Source organism: Agrobacterium sp. ST15.16.055 (assembly GCF_027956555.1).
In the GTDB taxonomy this organism is placed as follows: Bacteria; Pseudomonadota; Alphaproteobacteria; order Rhizobiales; family Rhizobiaceae; genus Agrobacterium; species Agrobacterium salinitolerans.
This window is the reverse complement of sequence record NZ_JAQKGN010000014.1, coordinates 92,937-113,687: the sequence shown is the minus strand read 5'-3', so window position 1 is coordinate 113,687 and position 20,751 is coordinate 92,937. Positions and strand designations below refer to the sequence as shown.

Sequence of the window (20,751 nt, the reverse complement as noted above, 5' to 3'; positions counted from 1 at the left end):
CTGAACGGTGATCCCGGATCGCAAATATCTCACCCCGGTCGCCATGGAGGAGCATGCGCGGCTGAAGTGGCGAACATTTTCATCCGGGAGGAATCGATGAAAATACTGAAGACAGTCACCGGCCTTGCTGCTGCCGCTGCCGTTTCCCTTTTTGCGCTGTCCGCATCCGCTCAGAACTATCCAGAGCGCAATATCACTATGGTCGTGCCCTTTTCCGCTGGCGGCCCCACGGATACGGTCGCGCGTCTTGTCGCTGAATCCATGTCGAAGGACCTCGGCCAGCAGATCATCGTCGAAAATGTCGGCGGCGCAGGCGGCACGCTGGGTGCTGGTCGCGTGGCATCGGCCGATCCGGACGGTTATACCGTTCTTCTCCACCATATCGGCATGGCGACCAGCGCCACGCTCTACCGCAAGCTCGCCTATGACACGCTGAACGCCTTTGAATATGTCGGTCTGGTCACCGAAGTGCCGATGACCATCCTGTCGCGCAAGACCCTCGAGACGACGGATCTGAAAAGTCTGATCGACTATGCCAAGGCGAACAAGGACAAGGTGACCGTCGCCAATGCCGGCATCGGCGCCGCCTCGCATCTGTGCGGCATGCTGTTCATGAGCGCCATAGAGACACCGCTTGTCACCGTTCCCTATAAGGGCACAGGTCCGGCCATGACCGATCTTCTCGGCGGCCAGGTCGACATCATGTGCGACCAGACCACCAACACCACCAAGCAGATTCAGGGCGGAACCGTGAAAGCCTATGCCGTAACCACGGCCAAGCGGCTGGACGTGCTTCCGGATGTGCCGACGGTTGTCGAAGCAGGCCTGCCGAAGCTCGAAGTAGGTATCTGGCACGGCATCTATACGCCGAAGGGCACGTCTGCCGAAATCAACGAAAAGCTCTCCAAATCGCTGCAGGCCGCGCTGAAGGACGAGAATGTCGTAGCTCGTTTTGCTGAACTCGGCACCACGCCTTCCTCTGAAAGCGATGCGACGCCTGCGGCGCTGAAGGCCAAGCTTGAAAGCGAAATCGCCCGCTGGAAGCCGGTGATCGAAGCTGCCGGCCAATATGCCGACTGATGGCTGAAAGAATTACCGGCGGCGTCATGCCGCCGGTTTTTTGCCATCGATTTAACGCGCGGGACGGTGGGTTGCCGGCCGCAGTGGAGGGGCATCTTTCATGAAGTCGTTTTTTATTGACCCTGCCGAAGCAGTCTGCGGGGCAATTTTTATCGGGCTTGGCGCATTTTTTGCTCTGCAGTCCTATGGGCTGGAGATTGGGAGCGCATTCCGAATGGGACCCGGCTATTTCCCGCTTGTTTTGGCGATCATTCTGGTCCTGCTCGGTGGGGTGATATTCATGCGGTCCACGCGCATACAGGGTGAGGCTATCGGCGCGATTGCCTGGCGGGGGATATTTTTCATTCTGCCCGCCCCGATCTTCTTCGGCCTCACTGTCCGGGGTCTCGGTTTCGTTCCGGCACTTTTTTTCAGCGCCCTCATCGCTTCCTTCGCCTCGCACAAGATGAGCCCGGTCATGGCGGTCATTCTTTCCGCGGCGATCACGGTCTTTTCCGTCGCTGTTTTTAACTACGGTCTCGGCCTGCCGTTCCAGCGCTTCGGTCCGTGGCTTAAATTTTGAGGTGCCGTGATGGATTTGCTCGATAATCTCGCTCTCGGTTTCGTCACGGCTTCTTCGCTGGCAAACCTGTTCTTCTGCCTTATCGGCGTGTTGCTCGGCACTTTGATCGGCGTGCTGCCCGGCATCGGTGCGACGGCGACCATCGCCATGCTGCTGCCGATTACCTTCCAGCTCGAACCGGTCTCGTCGCTGATCATGCTCGCCGGCATTTATTACGGCGCGCAATATGGCGGCTCGACCACGGCCATCCTGATCAACATGCCCGGCGAATCCTCCTCTGCCGTTACCGCCATCGATGGCTATCAGATGGCGCGCAAGGGCAAGGCGGGGGCTGCTCTTGCCATCGCCGCCATCGGCTCGTTCTTTGCCGGCACGGTATCCACCTTCCTTGTGGCGATCTTCGCGCCGCCCTTGACGGCGATCGCGCTGGAGTTCGGCGCGGCGGAATATTTCTCGCTGATGGTCGTGGGCCTCGTCTCATCCATTGCGCTCGCCCATGGCTCCATCGTCAAGGCTCTGGCCATGGTCGTGCTCGGCCTGCTGCTCGGTCTGGTCGGCACGGATATTTACAGCGGCACGCCGCGCTTCACTCTCGGTATTCGCGAATATGCCGACGGTCTGAACTTTGTGGCTGTGGCCGTTGGCGTCTTCGGTATCGCCGAGATTCTGCGCAATCTCGAAAACGAGCGGACCCGCTCTGTGCTGATCGCCAAAGTCAGCAGCCTGATGCCGTCGAAGGAGGACTTCAAGGCCATGATCGGTCCGGTGTTGCGCGGCACTGTCATCGGTTCGGCACTCGGTATTCTGCCGGGTGGTGGTGCCATCCTTGCGGCATTTGCATCCTATACGGTTGAAAAACGCGTCTCCAAGAACCCAAAAGAATTCGGGCATGGCGCGGTGGCCGGGGTGGCCGGTCCGGAATCCGCAAACAACGCGGGTGCGCAGACCTCCTTCATCCCGCTGCTCACGCTTGGCATTCCCGCCAATCCGGTCATGGCGCTGATGATTGGCGCGATGATCATTCAGGGTATCGTGCCGGGTCCGAACGTTGCGACCGAACAGCCGGCGCTGTTCTGGGGCATCATCGCCTCCATGTGGATCGGCAACCTGATGCTCGTCATCCTCAACCTGCCCTTGATCGGGCTGTGGGTGAAGCTCTTGACGGTACCCTATTACGTGCTGTTCCCCATCATCATGGCCTTCTGTGCCATCGGGGTCTACAGCGTCAATTCCAACGTCTTCGATCTGTATGCCGTCGCCTTCTTCGGCTTCATTGGCTATGTGCTGGTGAAACTGCGCTGCGAACCTGCACCGTTGCTGCTGGGCTTCGTGCTCGGTCCGCTGCTGGAGGAGAACCTGCGGCGCGCCATGATTCTGTCGCGTGGCGATCCATCGACCTTCGTCACCCGGCCGATCAGCGCCACCCTGCTTTTCATCGCGTTGGCCGTGCTGATCGTCGTCTTTCTGCCCAGCGTGAAGAAGAAACGCGAAGAGGTTTTCGTAGAAGAAGACTGAGGAATGCCAAAGACTCGGATGCCGGCGATGGAAACACCGCCGGCTTTTTTCGTTTCCGGATCGCCATGACGAATTTGCTTCACCAAAGCGACATATGGTTGACTCCCAAGCTTTTACGCCCAAGGAAGGGCTGGAAAGAGAGGTCGATATGACGTCGGAAACCGAAAAACGCATCATCATACTCGAGGAAACGGCCGCGCATCAGGCGAAGGTGATAGAAGAACTCTCTGATCAGCTGGCGGAGCAGTGGAAGGTGGTGGAGCAGACCCGTGCCAAGCTGGACCGCCTGACGGAGAGGTTTCTGAGCCTCGAAGAGCAATCGCTGGACGCGCCTGCAATTACCCGGCCGCCGCATTATTGACAGGGAAGAGCCAATGAAAAACGACACCGCCGAGCTAGCCGCCGATATCGTCGATTTCTGGAAGAAGGCCGGACCGGAGAAGTGGTTCGACAAGGACGCCGCCTTCGACAACCGCTTTCACGACCGTTTCCGCGACGCCCATTTTGCGGCCGCAAGACGTGAATTGGACAACTGGCTGGAGGACGCGGAAAGCAGCCTCGCGCTGATGCTTCTGCTGGATCAGTTTCCGCGCAACTGCTTTCGCGGCACCGCGCACATGTATGCGACCGATCCTCTGGCGCGGCTTTTTGCCGATGAGGCCATCCACAGCGGGCATGATCAGGCGGTGAGTGAGGATTTGCGGGTGTTCTTCTATCTGCCCTTTTCCCATGCCGAAGATATCGAGGCCCAGCAGCGTGCCTGCGTCCTGAACCATCCGCTTGGCGGGCTTTATCTTCACCATGCCGAAGAACATCGCGATATCATCGAGCGTTTCGGCCGCTTTCCGCATCGTAACAAGATATTGTTGCGAGAAACGACACCGGAGGAGCGGCAATATCTGGAAGAGGGCGGCTTTTCCGGTTGAGCCAGAAACGAAAACGCCGCCAGTCCCTGATGGCGGCGGCGTTCTAAAAGCGGGGAAGCGGCAGCGATCAGCCGTCGAAGAATTCCTTCATCCGGGCAAAGAAGCCCGTCGATTCCGGATTATTCTCCTTGGAGGAGAGCTGCTCGAATTCCTGCAACAGCTCGCGCTGCCGCTTGCTGAGTTTCTGCGGCGTCTCGATCTGAATCTGGATATAAAGGTCGCCCGTCTGCGCTGAACGCAGCACCGGCATACCCTTGCCCTTCAGACGGAACTGCTTGCCCGGCTGGGTTCCTTCCGGAACCGTAACCCGCGATTTGGTGCCGTCGAGCGTCGTGACATCGAAAGTGCCGCCGAGCGCCGCCGTCGTCATGGAGATCGGCACGGTGCAATAAAGGTCGGCGCCGTCGCGCTGGAAGAATTCATGCGGACGCACGGACAGGAAGATGTAAAGATCGCCCGCCGGACCGCCGCGCATGCCAGCTTCGCCTTCGCCCTGCAGGCGAATGCGGGTGCCGTCTTCAATGCCCGAGGGAATGTTGACCGAGAGCGAGCGCTCTTCCGTTACACGGCCCTGACCATGGCACTTGCCGCACGGATCGGAGATCGTCTGCCCGCGGCCATGGCAGGTGGGGCAGGTGCGTTCCACCGAGAAGAAGCCCTGTGCTGCGCGCACGCGGCCGGAACCCTGACAGGTAGCGCAGGTCTTCGGCTGTGTACCTGGTTTGGCGCCAGAGCCCGAACAGACATCACAGGTGATCGAGGTAGGAACCCTGATCTGCGCCGTCTTGCCGGTGAAGGCCTCTTCCAGCGTGATTTCCATGTTGTAGCGAAGATCGGCGCCGCGTTCGCGCCCGCCGGAAGAGCGGCGCGCACGGCCACCACCCATCATCTCGCCGAAGATGTCCTCGAAGATGTCGGAGAAGCCGCCATTGGCGAAACCGCCGCCACCCATGCCGCCGCCGCCCATGCCGCCATTTTCAAATGCGGCGTGGCCGAAACGGTCATAGGCCGCTCGTTTCTGAGGGTCCTTCAACGTCTCGTATGCTTCGTTGATTTCCTTGAATTTCCGTTCGGAATCGGCATCGTCCGGGTTCTTGTCCGGATGGTATTTCATCGCGAGTTTGCGGAAGGCGCTTTTCAGCTCTTTTTCGTCCGCAGTCTTGCTGACGCCAAGTGTTTCGTAAAAGTCTGCTTTCGCCATTCAGTTAACAAGCCTCGCAAATGGATTTCCGGCTGCACGTCGGCAGCCGGATGTCTTGCATAAATTGTCAGGAGACGGAAAGTCACGCGATTAAGCGGACTTCTTGTCGTCCTTGATTTCTTCATAGTCGGCGTCGACGACGTCGTCCTTGCCTTCTTCGGAAGCATCGCCGGCCTCGGCCTGCTGCGCTTCGTAGATGGCCTGACCAAGCTTCATGGAAACTTCCATGAGGGTCTGGGTCTTGGCCTGAATGTCGTCTGCATCCGGCTCAGCGGCTTCGACGGCGGTCTTCAGGCTGGCAATGGCGTCTTCGATAGCCTTGCGGTCAGTTTCGGAAACCTTGTCGCCATATTCCTTCACCGACTTCTCGGTGGAGTGGATGAGGCTTTCGGCCTGGTTCTTGGCTTCCACACCCGCACGACGCTTCTTGTCGGCCTCGGCATTGGCTTCGGCGTCCTTCACCATCTTTTCGATGTCGGCGTCGGAGAGACCTCCGGAGGCCTGGATGCGGATCTGCTGTTCCTTGCCGGTGCCCTTGTCTTTCGCCGAAACCTGCACGATGCCGTTGGCGTCGATATCGAAGGTCACTTCGATCTGCGGAACGCCACGCGGTGCCGGCGGCAGGCCGACGAGGTCGAACTGGCCGAGCAGCTTGTTGTCCTGCGCCATTTCGCGCTCACCCTGCGAGACGCGGATGGTCACGGCCGACTGGTTGTCTTCGGCGGTCGAGAAGGTCTGGCTCTTCTTGGTCGGGATCGTCGTGTTGCGATCGATCAGACGGGTGAAAACGCCACCCAGCGTTTCGATGCCGAGCGACAGCGGGGTCACATCGAGCAGCAGAACGTCCTTGACGTCGCCCTGCAGAACGCCAGCCTGAATGGCGGCGCCCATGGCGACCACTTCATCCGGGTTCACGCCCTTGTGCGGCTCTTTGCCGAACAGCTGCTTGACGACTTCCTGCACCTTCGGCATGCGGCTCATGCCACCGACGAGAACGACTTCGTCGATCTCGGAAGCGGAAACGCCGGCATCCTTGAGCGCTGCCTTACACGGTGCGACGGTGCGCTGCACCAGATCGTCAACCAGGCTTTCGAATTTGGCGCGGGTCAGCTTCAGCGTCAGGTGCTTCGGACCGGAAGCATCGGCCGTGATGAACGGCAGGTTGATTTCGGTCTGCTGCGAGGAGGAAAGTTCGATCTTTGCCTTTTCGGCAGCTTCCTTGAGGCGCTGCAGAGCGAGCTTGTCGTTCTTCAGGTCGATACCCTGATCCTTCTTGAACTCGCCGGCCAGATATTCGACCAGACGCATGTCGAAGTCTTCACCGCCAAGGAAGGTATCGCCGTTGGTGGACTTCACTTCGAAGACGCCGTCGCCGATTTCCAGGACGGAAATATCGAAGGTACCGCCGCCAAGGTCGTAAACGGCGATGGTCTTGCCGTCCTTCTTGTCGAGGCCATAAGCGAGTGCTGCCGCAGTCGGCTCGTTGATGATACGCAGGACGTCGAGACCTGCAATGCGGCCGGCATCCTTGGTTGCCTGGCGCTGCGCATCGTTGAAGTAGGCGGGAACGGTGATAACGGCCTTCTCGACCTTTTCACCGAGATAAGATTCAGCCGTTTCCTTCATCTTCTGAAGGATCATCGCGGAAATCTGCGAAGGGGAATAGGGCTTGTCCTGCGCCTTCACCCATGCGTCGCCATTGTCACCCTTGACGATCTCGAAGGGAACAAGAGCCTTGTCCTTCTCGACGGTCGGGTCTTCATAACGGCGGCCGATCAGGCGCTTGACCGCAAACAGGGTGTTGGTCGGGTTGGTGACCGCCTGGCGCTTGGCCGGCTGGCCGACAAGGCGCTCGCCATCGTCGGAAAATGCCACCATGGACGGCGTGGTGCGCGCGCCTTCCGCGTTTTCAATTACTTTCGTGTCCTTGCCGTCCATCACTGCGACGCAGGAATTGGTCGTGCCAAGGTCGATACCGATTACTTTTGCCATGCTCTTCTCTCCTTGAAGCGAGCTGCCGGAACCCCGTGAGGCATTCTTGTGGCAACTCCTTGACTTGGATTTGCAGCCTTCGCTGCTGTTATGCGGCGTATATAAGGAGCGATTTTTCCTGCTGCAAGGCGCAAGACAGGGGGAAGCGCAGCAAAAAAGCGCAAGAAACCCCTGTCTGTGCAGAAGCATAGCCATCACGGCTTGCGGAAGCGGGAAAATGCGGCTCGGGCTCTTCGCGGCGTTGCCGGTCGGCATCGCGGCGAACGACCCGTTGAGACCGGATTTTAACGGTATCGGGGTGGGGTGAAATGGCGGACAGGGTGGGATTCGAACCCACGGTACGCTTTCACGCACACACGCGTTCCAGGCGTGCGCCTTAAACCACTCGGCCACCTGTCCTTTTTCAAATCTGCATGTTTTGAAGAATGCAAATCACTGGAACGGCGCGATATATACCGATGAATTCGCAGGGATCAACACGAATCTGACAGTTTTTTGAAATGTCGGCAATTTCCTGTGTTCCGATGCGATTGCAAACCGGTTTTCCCGCCTTTATCGATGCATTATAGATTTGAAAATATGTCTGTCTGACCGACAGATCGTAAGCGAGGTGTCTCTGATGAAAGCTTTTTTGCGGTTTTTGAGCTTTCTTTTCCTCGTTGCGGCGGTTTTTCTGGGCGTGCTCGATTCGATCCGTTCGGTTTCCACATCCTCGGTCAACATCGCTGGCGTCCTGTCCGTCTGGAACTATCTTCTTCCTGCTTCCCGCACCATGGTGGAAGCGGCCATGGCTCACTATATTCACCCTGAAGCGTGGCGCTTCATTGAAAATGCCCTGTCGGCGGTGCCCGCATTTGCCGTTTCCCTGGCGCTTTCGCTGCTCTGCTGGATGGCGGGTTACAGGAAACACAAGGCGATGAGGCGTTTATCGGCCTGACTTTGTGTCTGTCGAAAGGATGCGCCCGCAGACGTGAACCATGAAAAGCGGCGGACTTGCCGCATGGAGGACCGAATGTTCCTGTTCGATACGCTTTCAAAAAAAACCACGATGCCGACAGAAGAAACCGCCTTGCCCGGCCGTGAAGAGGCGCTTGCGGTGCCGGAAGCCCATTTCGTCAATGACCGGCCCTTGAAGGGGCCTTATCCTGAGGGACTTGAAACCATTTATCTCGGCATGGGCTGCTTTTGGGGTGCGGAACGGTTGTTTTGGAAAACGCCGGGTGTCTGGGTGACGGCGGTTGGTTATGCCGGCGGCTTCACCCGCAACCCCACCTATCAGGAGACGACGACCGGCCAGACGGGCCACGCCGAAGTGGTCAAGGTTGTATACGATCCGGCGGTTATCTCGCTTTCGGGCCTGCTGAAGATATTCTTCGAGGAGCATGATCCGACTCAAGGGATGCGGCAGGGCAACGATGTCGGCACGACCTACCGTTCCGCCATCTACGCGACGACGGAAGGGCAGTTGCAGCAGGCACAGAAGGCGCGGGATGCCTTTCAGGAGGCCCTCAACGATGCCGGTCATGGCGCTACCATCACCACCGAGATCGGGCCGCTTGAAACGTTTTATTACGCCGAGGACTATCACCAGCAATATCTTGCCAAGAACCCCGGTGGCTACTGCGGCCTGAGGGGAACCGGCGTAAGCTGCAATATCGACTAGTTTTTTTGCAGGTCGCTCCGGTGGAAAGACCAAAAAAGCGCCAGAATAAAGTTTTTCCACCGGGTCAAAAAAACCGGATGAATTTTTCATTGAGCCATGCAAGGATATGAGGCAAGCACAGCCGGGATAACGGCTGGCGGTTCCGCAGACATTCCCGGTAAACGGGATTGCGGGAGGACCCTTAAAATATCAATTGCAACAACAGGGCTGCACAATGAAAAAATCCCTTCTGACGCTTTTTGCGCTTGCCGCAATGTCGGCTTCCGCGCTGGCCGCCGATATCAAGCCGGCGCTGGTCTATGGCACGGGCGGCAAGTTCGACAAGTCGTTCAACGAGGCCGCTGCGGCCGGCGCTGAAAAGTTCAAGGCGGAAACGGGCATCGATTTCCGTGACTTCGAACCGACCAGCGACACGCAGGGCGAACAGGCCATCCGCAACTTCGCCAGCAAGGGCTTCAACCCGGTCGTGGCCGTTTCTTTCGCCTGGACCTCGGCCATGGAAAAGGTCGCAGCCGAATTCCCCGACACCAAGTTCGTGATCGTCGATTCCGTCGTTGAGCTGCCGAATGTCCGCTCCGTGGTCTACAAGGAGCATGAAGGTTCCTACCTCGTCGGTCTTCTGGCCGGCATGGCCTCCAAGACCGGCAAGGTCGGCTTCATCGGCGGCATGGATATTCCGCTGATCCGCAAGTTCGCCTGTGGTTACGCCCAGGGTGCAAAGGCGGCAAACGACAAGATCGAAGTCTTCCAGAACATGACCGGAACGACAGGTGCAGCCTGGAACGATCCGGTGCGCGGCGGTGAACTCACCAAGAACCAGATCGATCAGGGCGCTGACGTGATCTATTCGGCAGCCGGTGCGACTGGTCTCGGCGTTCTGCAGACTGCCGCCGATAACAAGAAGCTCTCCATCGGCGTTGACTCCAACCAGAACCATCTGCATCCGGGTTCCGTTCTGACCTCGATGGTCAAGCGGGTCGATCTGGCTGTCTATAACGCCTACAAGGATGCCAAGGACGACAAGTTCACCCCCGGCATCGTTGCGCTCGGCGTCAAGGAAGATGGCGTGGCCTATGCCCTCGACGACAACAACAAGGCGCTCATCACGCCGGAAATGACCGCCGCCGTGGACAAGGCGAAGGCCGATATCATCTCCGGCGCCGTCAAGGTCCATGACTATATGGCGGACAATTCCTGCCCGAAATGATATGATATCTGACTGGGGCGCATGATGTTTTTCATCTTGCGCCCTTTTCATATCCAGCCTTCGGAAAGGTTTCGGTTTGAGTATGGACCCAGCAATCGAACTCGTGGGCATCGACAAGAAATTCGGTGCCGTTCACGCCAATAAGAATATCAACCTGACCGTTGCCAAGGGTACGATACACGGCATCATCGGGGAAAACGGTGCCGGGAAGTCGACCCTGATGTCGATCCTTTACGGTTTTTACCAGGCGGATGCCGGTGAAATCCGGGTGAATGGCGCGCCCGTCGCGATCCGTGACAGCCAGGCGGCCATCAATGCCGGCATCGGCATGGTGCATCAGCACTTCATGCTGGTGGAAAATTTCACCGTGCTGGAAAACGTTATGCTGGGCGCGGAAGGTGGCGCATCGCTTGCCAAGGGGCGGGCGGCGGCCCGCAGGGAGCTAAAGCGCCTCGAGGACGATTACGGGCTGGAAGTCGATCCGGATGCGGTGATCGAGGAACTGCCGGTCGGCCTGCAACAGCGCGTCGAAATCCTCAAGGCCATGTATCGCGGCGCCGAAATCCTGATCCTCGATGAGCCGACCGGCGTTCTGACGCCGGCTGAGGCGGATCACCTGTTCAAGATCCTCGGCGTTCTGCGTGAGCAGGGCAAGACCGTCATTCTCATCACCCACAAGCTGCGCGAGATCATGGCGATCACGGATTCCGTCTCCGTCATGCGCCGCGGCGAAATGGTGGCAACCCGCAAGACGTCCGAAACCAGCGTCGAGGAACTGGCTGAGCTGATGGTCGGTCGCCGCGTGCTGCTCCGGGTGGAGAAGGGTGAGACGACGCCGGGCGATGTTCTGCTCTCCATCCGCAATCTGACTGTCAAGGACAACCGTGGCGTCACCATGGTGGATGATGTCTCTCTTGATGTCCGCGCCGGTGAAATCGTCGGCATTGCCGGTGTGGCGGGCAATGGTCAGTCGGAATTGCTCGAAGCCATAGCCGGGATCCGCAAGCCCTATTCGGGCGAGATATGGGTGGATGGCCGGAAGGTGGACCGCCCCGATCCGGCAATTTTGCGCAGGCTCGGCCTCGCGCATATCCCGGAGGACCGCCACCATATGGGGCTGGTGCTGAAATTCGAGGAATATGAAAACTCCATCCTCGGTTATCACCATGATGAGCGATACGGCAAAGGGCCCTTCCTCAACCCCGAGGCGATCCGCAAGGATGCGGTCGAAAAGATCGAGAAATACGATATCCGCCCGCCGAACCCGCAGCTGAAGACCGCCAATTTTTCCGGCGGCAATCAGCAGAAGATCGTCGTCGCCCGCGAAATCGAACGCGACCCGAAGATGCTGATCATCGGCCAGCCGACCCGCGGCGTGGACATTGGCGCTATCGAATTCATCCATCGCCGCATTATCGAAATGCGCGATGCCGGCAAGGCGATTTTGCTGGTTTCGGTCGAACTTGATGAAATCCGTTCCCTTTCGGACCGGATCATGGTCATGTTCGCCGGCCGTATCGTTGGAGAGAAAACGGCGGAAGCCGAAGAACAGACGCTGGGCCTGATGATGGCCGGCATCGCCGCATGAGGCATGAATGAGCACCGCTTCCGTTCCCTTACCAAACTGGATCAGCTATGGCCTGTTGCCGTTGCTGAACGTCGTCACCGCCTTCCTGATTTCCGGCCTCGTTGTCTGGTCGATCGGGGAAAACCCGCTGGCGGCGCTCCGCCTTCTCATCGAAGGAGCGCTCGGCCGCGGCGACGCCATCGGCTTCACGCTGTTCTACACGACGAGCTTCATCTTCACCGGTCTCTCCGTCGCCGTGGCTTTCCATGCCGGCCTGTTCAATATCGGCTCCGAAGGTCAGGCCTATATTGGCGGTCTGGGTGCCGCGCTGGTGGCGCTGGCGCTCGACCGTTACGTGCCGTGGTATGTGACGATGCCTTTCGCCGTCATCGGCGCTGCGGTTTTCGGCGCGGCCTGGGCCTTCATTCCGGCTTGGCTGCAGGCGAAACGCGGCAGCCACGTTGTCATCACCACCATCATGTTCAACTTCATCGCGGCTGCGCTGATGGTCTATCTGCTGGTGAATGTGCTGATCGTGCCGGGCAAAATGGCGCCGGAAACACGCACTTTTCTGCCGGGCGGGCAATTGCCGAAGCTTGACTGGCTGATGGCGCTGTTCGGCCTCAAGCTCGGGCCGGCGCCATTCAACGTCTCCTTCATCATCGCGCTGGTCATGTGTTTCCTTGTCTGGGTTCTGATCTGGCGCACCAAGCTCGGTTATGAGATGCGCACGCTCGGCATCAGCCCGTCGGCCGCCGTCTATGCCGGCATTCCATATGCGCGCACTGTCATCATCGCCATGCTGATTTCCGGCGGTCTGGCGGGCATGATGGCGCTGAACCCGGTCATGGGCGCTTCCGCCCGCCTGCAGGTGGAATTCGTCGGCGGTGCGGGTTTCGTCGGTATCGCCGTGTCGCTGATGGGGCGAAGCCATCCGCTTGGCATCATCTTTTCGGCATTGCTGTTCGGTATTCTCTATCAGGGCGGTGCGGATCTTTCTTTCGAGATGCCGAACATCACCCGTGAGATGATCGTTGTCATCCAGGGTCTGGTGATCCTTTTCGCAGGCGCATTGGAATATATGTACCGGCCGGCGGTTGTGCGCATCTACCAGCGTTTGGCAAAGGGGTGAGTTGATATGGATTTTTTCGATATGCTGGTCAGCATCCTCGGCTCGACCGTCCGTCTCACTATCCCGCTGCTCTTCACCGCGCTCGCTGGGCTCTTTTCCGAGCGCGCTGGCGTGTTCGATATCGGCCTTGAAGGCAAGATGCTGGCGGCGGCCTTCGCTTCCGCCTGTGTGGCCTATATCACGGCCAATCCCTGGGCCGGTCTGCTGGCGGGCATCACCATCTCCATTCTGTTCTCGCTGACCCATGGTTTTGCCGTCATCACTAACCGTGGCAACCAGATCGTATCCGGCGTGGCGCTGAATTTCATCGCCGCCGGCCTGACGGTTGTTCTGGGGCAGGCCTGGTTCGGGCAGGGCGGCCGAACGCCGCAATTGTCGGCAGAGGGCCGTTTTGCGCCGATCATCCTACCCGGCGCGGATGCGATGCGCGAAGTGCCTTTCATCGGCCCGCTTTATGCCAATGTCATTTCCGGCAACAATATCCTCACCTATCTGGCATTTCTGGCGGTACCGCTGTCCTGGTGGGTGCTTTACCGCACCCGTTTCGGCCTGCGACTGCGCGCTGTCGGTGAAAACCCGGGTGCCGTCGATACGGCGGGCATTTCGGTGACGTGGATGCGTTACCGCGCGGTCATCGTCGCCGGCTTTCTCTGCGGTTTCTCAGGTGCCTATCTTGCCGTTGCGCAATCGGCGGCCTTCATCGCCAACATGTCGGCGGGCAAGGGCTATATCGCGCTGGCAGCGCTGATCTTCGCGAAATGGAAGCCGGTGCCGGTCATGTTCGCCTGCCTGCTGTTCGGTTTTCTGGACGCCTTCGCTAACTTCATGCAGGGCAAATCCGTGCCCGGTATCGGCGAAGTGCCGGTGCAGATTTTCCAGGCCATGCCCTATATTCTGACCTGCATTCTGCTTGCCGGTTTCATCGGCGTCGCCAAGCCCCCCAAGGCCGGTGGCGTTGCCTATGCAAAGGAGCGTTAAATCCATGTCCTCCGACCCAAAATCCCATGCGCTGTTCGAGGCGGCGGTGGAGGCCATGGCCTTTGCGCACGCGCCTTATTCCAAATTTCCGGTCGGCGCGGCGATCCGCGCGGAAGACGGGAAGATTTACAAGGGCGCCAATATCGAGAACCTCTCTTTTCCGCAGGGCTGGTGCGCCGAACCTTCTGCGATCAGCGCCATGATCATGGGTGGGGCAAAGAAGATCAGCGAGATCGCTGTCATTGCTGAAAAGCTGGCTCTCTGCCCGCCTTGCGGCGGATGCCGGCAGAAGATCGCCGAATTTGCCACGCCGGAAACGCGAGTCTATCTGTGCGACGAAACTGGCGTCCAGAAGGTCATGACCATGGAAGAGCTTTTGCCCTTCAGCTTCAAGACAGAGCTGCCCTGATGCCGGATACGCTGATCGATATTCTGGTGGAGCGCCTGAACGGCCTAATGCCGCGCGTAGCCATCGTCCTCGGCTCGGGTTTGGGTTCTTTGGTGGAAGAGGTCAGCGATCCGATCCGCGTGCCCTATGCCGAGCTTCCCGGTTTTCCCGCAAGCGGTGTTTCCGGCCATGCGGGCGAGCTGGTGGCCGGTTATCTCGGTGGTGAGCCGGTCATGATGCTCTCCGGTCGGGTGCACTTTTACGAAAAGGGCGATCCGTCCGCGATGCGGGTTGTCATCGAAGCGCTGGCTGGTCTCGGCGTGCAGTCGCTCATCCTCACCAATTCGGCAGGCTCGGTCAGGCAGGATATGCCGCCCGGTTCAGTCATGCAGATCACCGATCACATCAACTATTCCGGCATGAACCCGCTGATCGGTGAAGAAAGCGACCGTCGCTTCGTCGGCATGACCACTGCTTACGATCCTGATCTGATGCTTGCCATGCGCAACGCCGCCATCCGCGCGACGGTGCCATTGTTTGGCGGCGTCTATATGTGGTTTTCCGGCCCGAGCTTCGAAACTCCGGCGGAAATCCGCATGGCGCGGCTGCTGGGGGCGGATGCCGTCGGCATGTCCACCGTGCCGGAAGTCATCCTTGCCCGCTTTTTCGGGATGCGCGTTGCCGCCGCATCGGTTATTACCAATTACGGTGCCGGCATGACCGGCGCGGAACTGAGCCATGAAGAAACCAAGGATATGGCTCCCGTGGGTGGCAAGAGGCTTGCCGCCATCCTAAAGGAAATGATCGCAGGAGGAGCGTGACCATGGAACTCCAGCGTCCGCGCGAAGCGGCTGCCCTCACTTTGTCCTTGCTGGACCTGACCAATCTCAAGGAAGATTGCACGCCCGAGCAGATCGCCGCTCTGTGCCAGCGGGCCCATACGGAATACGGCAATACGGCCGCAATCTGCATCTGGCCGCGCTTCGTGGCGCAGGCCCGTGCTGCTTTCGGAAAAGACCATGCTATCCGCATCGCCACGGTCGTCAATTTTCCTTCGGGCGATCTCGACATCGCGGCTGTGGTTGCGGAAACCGAGGCGGCGATCCGCGACGGCGCTGACGAAATCGATCTGGTCATTCCCTATCGAAAGTTCATAGCAGGCGATGAAACGGCGGTTTCGAACATGGTGGCTGCCGTTCGCAAGGCCTGCGCGGCACCTGTGTTGCTCAAGGTTATTCTTGAAACCGGCGAGTTGAAGGACAAGGCGCTGATCCGTCGCGCATCCGAACTCGCCATTGCCGAAGGGGCCGATTTCATCAAGACCTCGACTGGCAAGGTTGCCATCAATGCCACGCTGGAGGCCGCCGACATCATGTTGCAGGCGATCCGCGACAGCCGGCAGAAGGTGGGTTTCAAGCCCGCCGGCGGCATCGGCACGGTGGAGGACGCCACGCTTTACTTGAGGCTTGCGGAAACCATCATGGCGCCCAACTGGGCCATGCCGTCCACCTTCCGTTTCGGCGCGTCGGGTGTCCTCGATGATGTGCTGAACGTGCTGGCCGGCGGCGAGCCCGCCAGGGCCGCCAGCGGGTATTGAGCTTGATCCCGCAGGAAATCATCCGGCGCAAACGCGATGGCCTGTTACTTGAGCCTCGGGAGATTGCCGCTTTCATAGAGGCGCTTTCAAAAGACGGCATCTCGGAAGGGCAGGCGGCTGCCTTTGCCATGGCGGTGTTCTTCCGCGGCATGAGCCGGGATGAGATGGTGGCGCTGACACTGGCGATGCGCGACAGCGGTGAGGTCCTGTCCTGGAGCGATCTCGGCAGGCCGGTGGCGGACAAGCACTCCACCGGCGGCATCGGCGATAATGTCTCCCTGATGCTCGCGCCCATCGTTGCCGCCTGCGGTCTTGCCGTGCCGATGATTTCCGGCAGGGGCCTTGGCCATACCGGCGGCACACTGGACAAGCTGGAAGCGATCCCCGGTTACAACGTCACGCCGGACGAGATGTTGTTTCGCCGGACGGTAAAGACGGTCGGCTGCGCCATCATCGGCCAGACGGGTGATCTCGCTCCCGCCGACAAACGTCTTTACGCCATTCGCGATGTGACCGCGACGGTGGATTCCATACCGCTGATCACGGCCTCCATCCTGTCGAAAAAGCTTGCGGCCGGGCTGCAGACGCTGGTTCTGGATGTGAAGGTGGGCAACGGCGCCTTCATGCAGAATGTGGAGGATGCCCGCAATCTGGCTCGCGCGTTGGTCGATGTGGCGAATGGCGCGGGCCTGCCGACGACGGCGCTGGTAACCGACATGAACCAGCCGCTTGGCGATGCAGCCGGTAATGCGGTCGAGATCGTTAATTGCCTGGACTTTCTGGCTGGTCGCAAAGCGGGAACCCGTCTCGAAAAGGTCGTGCTCGCCTTCGCTGCGGAAATGCTGGCGCAGGCCGGGAGCGCGACTACGCTTGATGAAGGCGAGGCGCTGGCGCTGGCCGCTCTTTCCTCCGGCCGGGCCATGGAGGTCTTTGCGCGGATGGTTTCAGCACTCGGCGGGCCTTCGGATTTCGTTGTACGCCCGTCCCATTACCTGCCGTCCGCGCCGGTCACTCTCCCGGTCTCGGCTCCGCGCAGCGGTTGGCTCTCATCCTGCGCGACCCGCGATCTCGGTATGGTGGTTGTGGAGCTTGGCGGCGGTAGAAGAAAGCCGTCGGATACCGTTGACGCTGCGGTCGGTATTTCTGACATCCTGCCGCTCGGCACAAAAGTGGAAAAGGGCGAGCCTGTCGCGATAGTCCATGCTGCCTCGAAAGAAGAAGCGGAACACGCCGCCGAAATGATTGCGGCTTGTTACGGGATTGATGACGCTGCGACAGAGATCGGCAACGTGGTTCTTGAGAGGATCACCTGACCAGCCGCATTTCGCCGCCCGATACCTTGAATGATGACAATTGCTTGAGGAAGCTCATGCCGATCAGCATGTTGCTAAGCGCATTGTCCTTCAGCACCATGGCGTCGACATTCTGAACCCGGATAGCGCCGATTTCCACCCGGTCGAGCTTCACATAGGCGGCCATGGTCTGGCCGTTGGCCGTTGAAATCGCATACTTAAAATCGAGGCTATTGACCCCGTAACCGAGTCGGCGCGCAATCGTCTCGTTGATGGCGACCATGGAAGCGCCGGTATCGACAAGGCCGTCGAAGGATTTGCCGTTGATGCGGAAGGCGGCATTGAAGTGGCCGCGAGCATCGGCTTTCAGATTGACGCCGCCGAGGGAAACGGACTCCGGTTTGGCCGCCTCGGGTCTGGCTTCCGCTTTCTCGGCGCCTGCTTCCGGGCGCGGCTGAAATTTTTCCACCAGCGCCGGAATTTGCGTTGCGCCGAGGGAAATGCCAACAAGCAGGAAAATCGCGCGCGCCAGCAAGTCGTTTCTCCTCAAAGGGCGGGGTTATCCTTGCCGAGAATAGACGCAAAACATGCTGAAATCGTAAAAGAAAAAGCCATCCGCCGCGTTGCGTGCGGCGAATGGCTCAAACGGTTAAGTAATGATGAACGGTGTTATTTGGTACCGTACATGCGGTCGCCAGCATCGCCGAGGCCGGGAACGATATAACCCTTCTCGTTCAGATGGCTGTCGATGGCGGCGGTATAGATATGCACATCGGGATGCGCTTCACGGAAGTTCTTGATGCCTTCGGGGGCCGCCAGCAGACACAGGAAACGGATGTTCTTCGCACCGCGCTCCTTCAGCTTTTCAACGGCGGCGATGGAGGAGTTTCCGGTTGCCAGCATTGGATCGACAACGATGATCAGGCGCGCATCGAGGCTTTCCGGAGCCTTGAAGTAATATTCGACAGCTTCCAGCGTGTCATGATCGCGATAAACGCCGATATGGGAAACACGCGCCGAAGGCACGAGCTCGAGCATGCCTTCCAGGAGGCCGTTGCCAGCGCGCAGGATGGAAGCGAAAACCAGCTTCTTGCCTTCGAGCACCGGTGCCTGAATGGTTTCGAGCGGCGTATCGATGGTTTCCATCGTCATCTCAAGGTCGCGCGTCACTTCATAGCAGAGCAGCGTCGAAATTTCCCTCAGCAGACGGCGGAAGCCGGCCGTGGAAGTTTCCTTCTTGCGCATGATGGTAAGTTTGTGCCGCACCAGCGGATGTTCGATGACTGTGACGCCGTCCATGAAACTGGCCTTCCTTTTATCTTATGCCCTGTAATTCACCGAAAGCACGTTTTTCGCAAGCCTTCTTCGCGGTTTTACCCTGTCAACAACAGCTCAGGACTGATCGATCCGTGCGAGCAGCCGTGCGCGGGTGGCTTCGTCCACAAAGGCGCATTCCAGCGCGGTGCGGGTCATGCGGTTGATCTCGGCATCGCTGAAACCGAAAGTCTCCGCAGCGAGCGCATATTCCCGCGCAAGCGAGGTGAGGAAGAACGGCGGGTCGTCGGAACTGATGCAGACACGCACGCCGGCATCGTTCAGAGCTTTCAGCGGGTGGCTGGCGAAATCGGGATAGACGCCGAGCGCGATATTCGAGCCGGGGCAGACTTCAAGAACCGTTCCCGTCTCGACCAGCCGGGAGATGAGAGCGGCATCTTCAACGGCGCGCACGCCGTGGCCGATACGCGACGGTTTGACGAGATCGAGTGCGTCGGCAACGCTTTCCGGTCCGCAGACCTCACCGGCATGAATGGTCAGCCCAAGTCCCGCATCGCGGGCGATATCGAAAGCGCGGGCATAGTCCTCAACCCGGCCCATGCGCTCCTCGCCCGCCATGTTGAAGCCGGTTACCAGCGGATGCCGGGCGCGCGCCGCATATTCGGCCGCGGCGATCACCCGTTCCGGACCGAAGTGGCGTTCACCGGTGACGATGATGCGGGTTTCGATGCCGGTCTTTTCCTTGGCGATGCGGATGCCTTCGGCAATGCCGGCCAGATAGGCGTCGGCGCCAAGCCCGATGCGGTCGCCATGATCGGGCGAAATGATCAGTTCGCTATAGATCGTATTGGCTTGCGCAAGTTCGGTCAGGTAGGTTTCAGTCAGGACGGCATAATCTTCATCCGTCTTGAACACCTGCGCCACCGCATCGTAACAACGGATGAATTCGGCGAAATCCGACCAGACATATTGGCCGTCCCGCAGAAAGCGGCTGGTGTCGATGCCGTATTTCTCCGCCTGTTTAGCGACAAGGGCGGGCGGGGCCGCACCTTCGATGTGGCAGTGAATTTCCGCTTTCAGCAAATGCGATGTCAAATGAAGCTCCTGCCGTGAGAACCGGCCTCGATGCCAAGATGGTGGGCGATGCTTTCGCCGATATCGGCGTAGCTTGAGCGGATGCCGACATCGCGCGAGCGAATGCCCGGTCCGAATGCCATGATCGGCACCCTTTCGCGTGTATGGTCCGTGCCCCGCCAGGTGGGATCGCAGCCATGGTCGGCAGTGAGAAGCGCTACATCGCCCGGTGCCATCTTGCGGTGGATTTCCGGAATACGCGCATCGAAGGCTTCAAGCGCCGCCGCATAACCGGCAACATCGCGGCGATGGCCGTAGAGCATGTCGAAATCGACGAAATTGGTGAAGACAAGATCGCCGTTTTCGGCTTCGTCAATAGCGTGCAGTGTTGCATCCATCAGGGCGCTGTTGCCATTTGCCTTGATGACGCGCGTCACACCCTGATGGGCGTAGATGTCGCCGATCTTGCCGATGGCGTGCACTTTTCGGCCGGCCTCCACAAGTCTGTCGAGCAGGGTCGGTTCAGGCGGCAGAACGGAGAAATCGCGGCGGTTGCCGGTGCGCTCGAAGGTCGCGACCGTTTCGCCGATGAAGGGGCGGGCGATGACGCGGCCGATATTCAGCGGATCGAGCAGCTTGCGCACCGTCTCGCAGAGCGAGATGAGCCGCTCCAGACCGAAATGCGTTTCGTGCGCGGCTATCTGGAAAACGGAATCGGAGGAGGTGTAGCAGATCGGTTTACCGGTCCCGATATGTTCTTCTCCGAGCGCAGCGATGATCTCGGTGCCGGAAGCATGGCAATTGCCGAGAATGCCCGGAATATCGGCTTGCCTGCAGATCGCTTCCACCAGTTCAGGCGAAAATGCATCGCCTTGCGTTGGGAAATATCCCCAGTCGAAGGTGACGGGGGTACCGGCGATCTCCCAGTGACCGGAAGGTGTGTCCTTGCCTTTGGAGATTTCGCTGGCGGAACCGTGCAGGCCGAAAATGCGCTCCGGCGGTTCCATGCCGGCGGGAATGTCGCCGCTTGCCTGTCTGGCGATTTCCAGTAGGCCGAGCGAACACATGTTCGGCAGCTTCAACGGACCGGCGCGAAGTCCCGCTTTATCGGCAGCGCCCGCTGCACAGAATTCCGCGATATGGCCGAGTGTGTTTGCGCCAAGATCGCCATAGCGCTCCGCGTCGGGTGCGCCGCCGACGCCAAAGGAATCCAGAACGAGAAGAAATGCTCTTGCCATAACTCACCGAAACAAAATGCGCCGACGGGCAATGTCAGGCCGAACTGTCGTTATAGATCAGCAA

21 protein-coding genes and 1 tRNA gene are annotated in these 20,751 nt (G+C 59.3%); 15 read left to right on the top strand and 7 right to left on the bottom strand.

The features are described 5' to 3' along the window. Positions 1-96 precede the first annotated feature (96 nt). The 5 genes from PL599_RS18485 (at position 97) to PL599_RS18465 (ending at position 4,083) form a co-directional block, all read left to right on the top strand. Positions 97-1,080 (top strand): tripartite tricarboxylate transporter substrate-binding protein, encoded by a 984-nt coding sequence (locus PL599_RS18485; protein WP_077984628.1) that lies wholly within the window; start codon positions 97-99, stop codon positions 1,078-1,080. Positions 1,081-1,180: 100 nt separating this feature from the next. Next, positions 1,181-1,642: a tripartite tricarboxylate transporter TctB family protein gene (locus tag PL599_RS18480; protein ID WP_269824898.1), complete on the top strand. Its 462-nt coding sequence runs from the start codon at positions 1,181-1,183 to the stop codon at positions 1,640-1,642. Positions 1,643-1,651: 9 nt separating this feature from the next. Further along, a complete protein-coding gene (locus PL599_RS18475) occupies positions 1,652-3,157 on the top strand; it encodes a tripartite tricarboxylate transporter permease (RefSeq protein WP_142914269.1) in 1,506 nt (501 codons plus the stop codon). 148 nt (positions 3,158-3,305) lie between these two features. Then, positions 3,306-3,518 (top strand): SlyX family protein, encoded by a 213-nt coding sequence (locus tag PL599_RS18470; protein WP_077984626.1) that lies wholly within the window; start codon positions 3,306-3,308, stop codon positions 3,516-3,518. A 13-nt stretch (positions 3,519-3,531) separates the two neighbouring features. Beyond that, positions 3,532-4,083 (top strand): DUF924 family protein, encoded by a 552-nt coding sequence (locus PL599_RS18465; protein WP_137409551.1) that lies wholly within the window; start codon positions 3,532-3,534, stop codon positions 4,081-4,083. 67 nt (positions 4,084-4,150) lie between these two features. On the opposite strand, the gene dnaJ is transcribed toward PL599_RS18465, so the two are convergent. The 3 genes from dnaJ to PL599_RS18450 form a co-directional block, all read right to left on the bottom strand. Continuing rightward, positions 4,151-5,284, bottom strand: coding sequence for a molecular chaperone DnaJ (gene dnaJ / locus PL599_RS18460; RefSeq protein ID WP_077984581.1), 1,134 nt, complete (start codon positions 5,282-5,284; stop codon positions 4,151-4,153). A 90-nt stretch (positions 5,285-5,374) separates the two neighbouring features. After that, positions 5,375-7,276: a molecular chaperone DnaK gene (gene dnaK / locus PL599_RS18455; RefSeq protein ID WP_077984580.1), complete on the bottom strand. Its 1,902-nt coding sequence runs from the start codon at positions 7,274-7,276 to the stop codon at positions 5,375-5,377. Positions 7,277-7,585: 309 nt separating this feature from the next. Next, positions 7,586-7,675, bottom strand: a tRNA-Ser gene (locus PL599_RS18450). A gap of 220 nt (positions 7,676-7,895) precedes the next feature. Between PL599_RS18450 and PL599_RS18445 the strand changes: the two genes are divergently transcribed. The 10 genes from PL599_RS18445 (at position 7,896) to deoA (ending at position 17,121) form a co-directional block, all read left to right on the top strand. Further along, positions 7,896-8,213 (top strand): hypothetical protein, encoded by a 318-nt coding sequence (locus PL599_RS18445; RefSeq protein WP_142913793.1) that lies wholly within the window; start codon positions 7,896-7,898, stop codon positions 8,211-8,213. A 75-nt stretch (positions 8,214-8,288) separates the two neighbouring features. After that, complete coding sequence (gene msrA / locus PL599_RS18440; protein WP_269824907.1) at positions 8,289-8,939, top strand: peptide-methionine (S)-S-oxide reductase MsrA; 651 nt, start codon at positions 8,289-8,291, stop codon at positions 8,937-8,939. A 214-nt stretch (positions 8,940-9,153) separates the two neighbouring features. Beyond that, the gene (locus tag PL599_RS18435) at positions 9,154-10,146 is read left to right on the top strand and encodes a BMP family lipoprotein (protein ID WP_269824897.1); all 993 of its coding nucleotides are present in this window, start codon (positions 9,154-9,156) and stop codon (positions 10,144-10,146) included. A gap of 82 nt (positions 10,147-10,228) precedes the next feature. Next, on the top strand, positions 10,229-11,734 hold the full coding sequence (locus PL599_RS18430) for an ABC transporter ATP-binding protein (protein WP_137410933.1): 1,506 nt from the start codon (positions 10,229-10,231) through the stop codon (positions 11,732-11,734). Between the two features lie 7 nt (positions 11,735-11,741). Next, positions 11,742-12,845 carry an ABC transporter permease gene (locus PL599_RS18425; RefSeq protein WP_077984572.1) on the top strand — a complete coding sequence of 368 codons (1,104 nt, stop codon included), beginning with the start codon at positions 11,742-11,744 and terminating at the stop codon, positions 12,843-12,845. Between the two features lie 6 nt (positions 12,846-12,851). Further along, complete coding sequence (locus PL599_RS18420; RefSeq protein WP_077984571.1) at positions 12,852-13,823, top strand: ABC transporter permease; 972 nt, start codon at positions 12,852-12,854, stop codon at positions 13,821-13,823. A 4-nt stretch (positions 13,824-13,827) separates the two neighbouring features. Then, positions 13,828-14,232: a cytidine deaminase gene (locus PL599_RS18415; RefSeq protein WP_077984570.1), complete on the top strand. Its 405-nt coding sequence runs from the start codon at positions 13,828-13,830 to the stop codon at positions 14,230-14,232. Continuing rightward, positions 14,232-15,032, top strand: a complete 801-nt coding sequence (locus PL599_RS18410) for a purine-nucleoside phosphorylase (RefSeq protein WP_137409555.1) — start codon at positions 14,232-14,234, stop codon at positions 15,030-15,032. The genes PL599_RS18415 and PL599_RS18410 overlap by 1 nt, the downstream gene beginning before the upstream one ends. A 2-nt stretch (positions 15,033-15,034) precedes the next feature. Then, positions 15,035-15,808, top strand: coding sequence for a deoxyribose-phosphate aldolase (gene deoC, locus PL599_RS18405; protein WP_077984568.1), 774 nt, complete (start codon positions 15,035-15,037; stop codon positions 15,806-15,808). Next, a complete protein-coding gene (deoA, locus tag PL599_RS18400) occupies positions 15,805-17,121 on the top strand; it encodes a thymidine phosphorylase (protein WP_142913792.1) in 1,317 nt (438 codons plus the stop codon). The genes deoC and deoA overlap by 4 nt, the downstream gene beginning before the upstream one ends. Here the strand turns inward: deoA and PL599_RS18395 are convergent. From PL599_RS18395 to PL599_RS18380, 4 genes are all read right to left on the bottom strand, one after another. Next, positions 17,114-17,635 (bottom strand): TIGR02281 family clan AA aspartic protease, encoded by a 522-nt coding sequence (locus PL599_RS18395; protein ID WP_269824896.1) that lies wholly within the window; start codon positions 17,633-17,635, stop codon positions 17,114-17,116. The genes deoA and PL599_RS18395 overlap by 8 nt on opposite strands. A 134-nt stretch (positions 17,636-17,769) precedes the next feature. Next, the gene (upp, locus tag PL599_RS18390; RefSeq protein ID WP_077984565.1) at positions 17,770-18,399 is read right to left on the bottom strand and encodes a uracil phosphoribosyltransferase; all 630 of its coding nucleotides are present in this window, start codon (positions 18,397-18,399) and stop codon (positions 17,770-17,772) included. Positions 18,400-18,492: 93 nt separating this feature from the next. Continuing rightward, on the bottom strand, positions 18,493-19,470 hold the full coding sequence (locus PL599_RS18385; RefSeq protein WP_269824895.1) for an adenosine deaminase: 978 nt from the start codon (positions 19,468-19,470) through the stop codon (positions 18,493-18,495). After that, complete coding sequence (locus tag PL599_RS18380; RefSeq protein WP_173987822.1) at positions 19,467-20,687, bottom strand: phosphopentomutase; 1,221 nt, start codon at positions 20,685-20,687, stop codon at positions 19,467-19,469. The genes PL599_RS18385 and PL599_RS18380 overlap by 4 nt, the downstream gene beginning before the upstream one ends. Between the last annotated feature and the right edge of the window lie 64 nt (positions 20,688-20,751).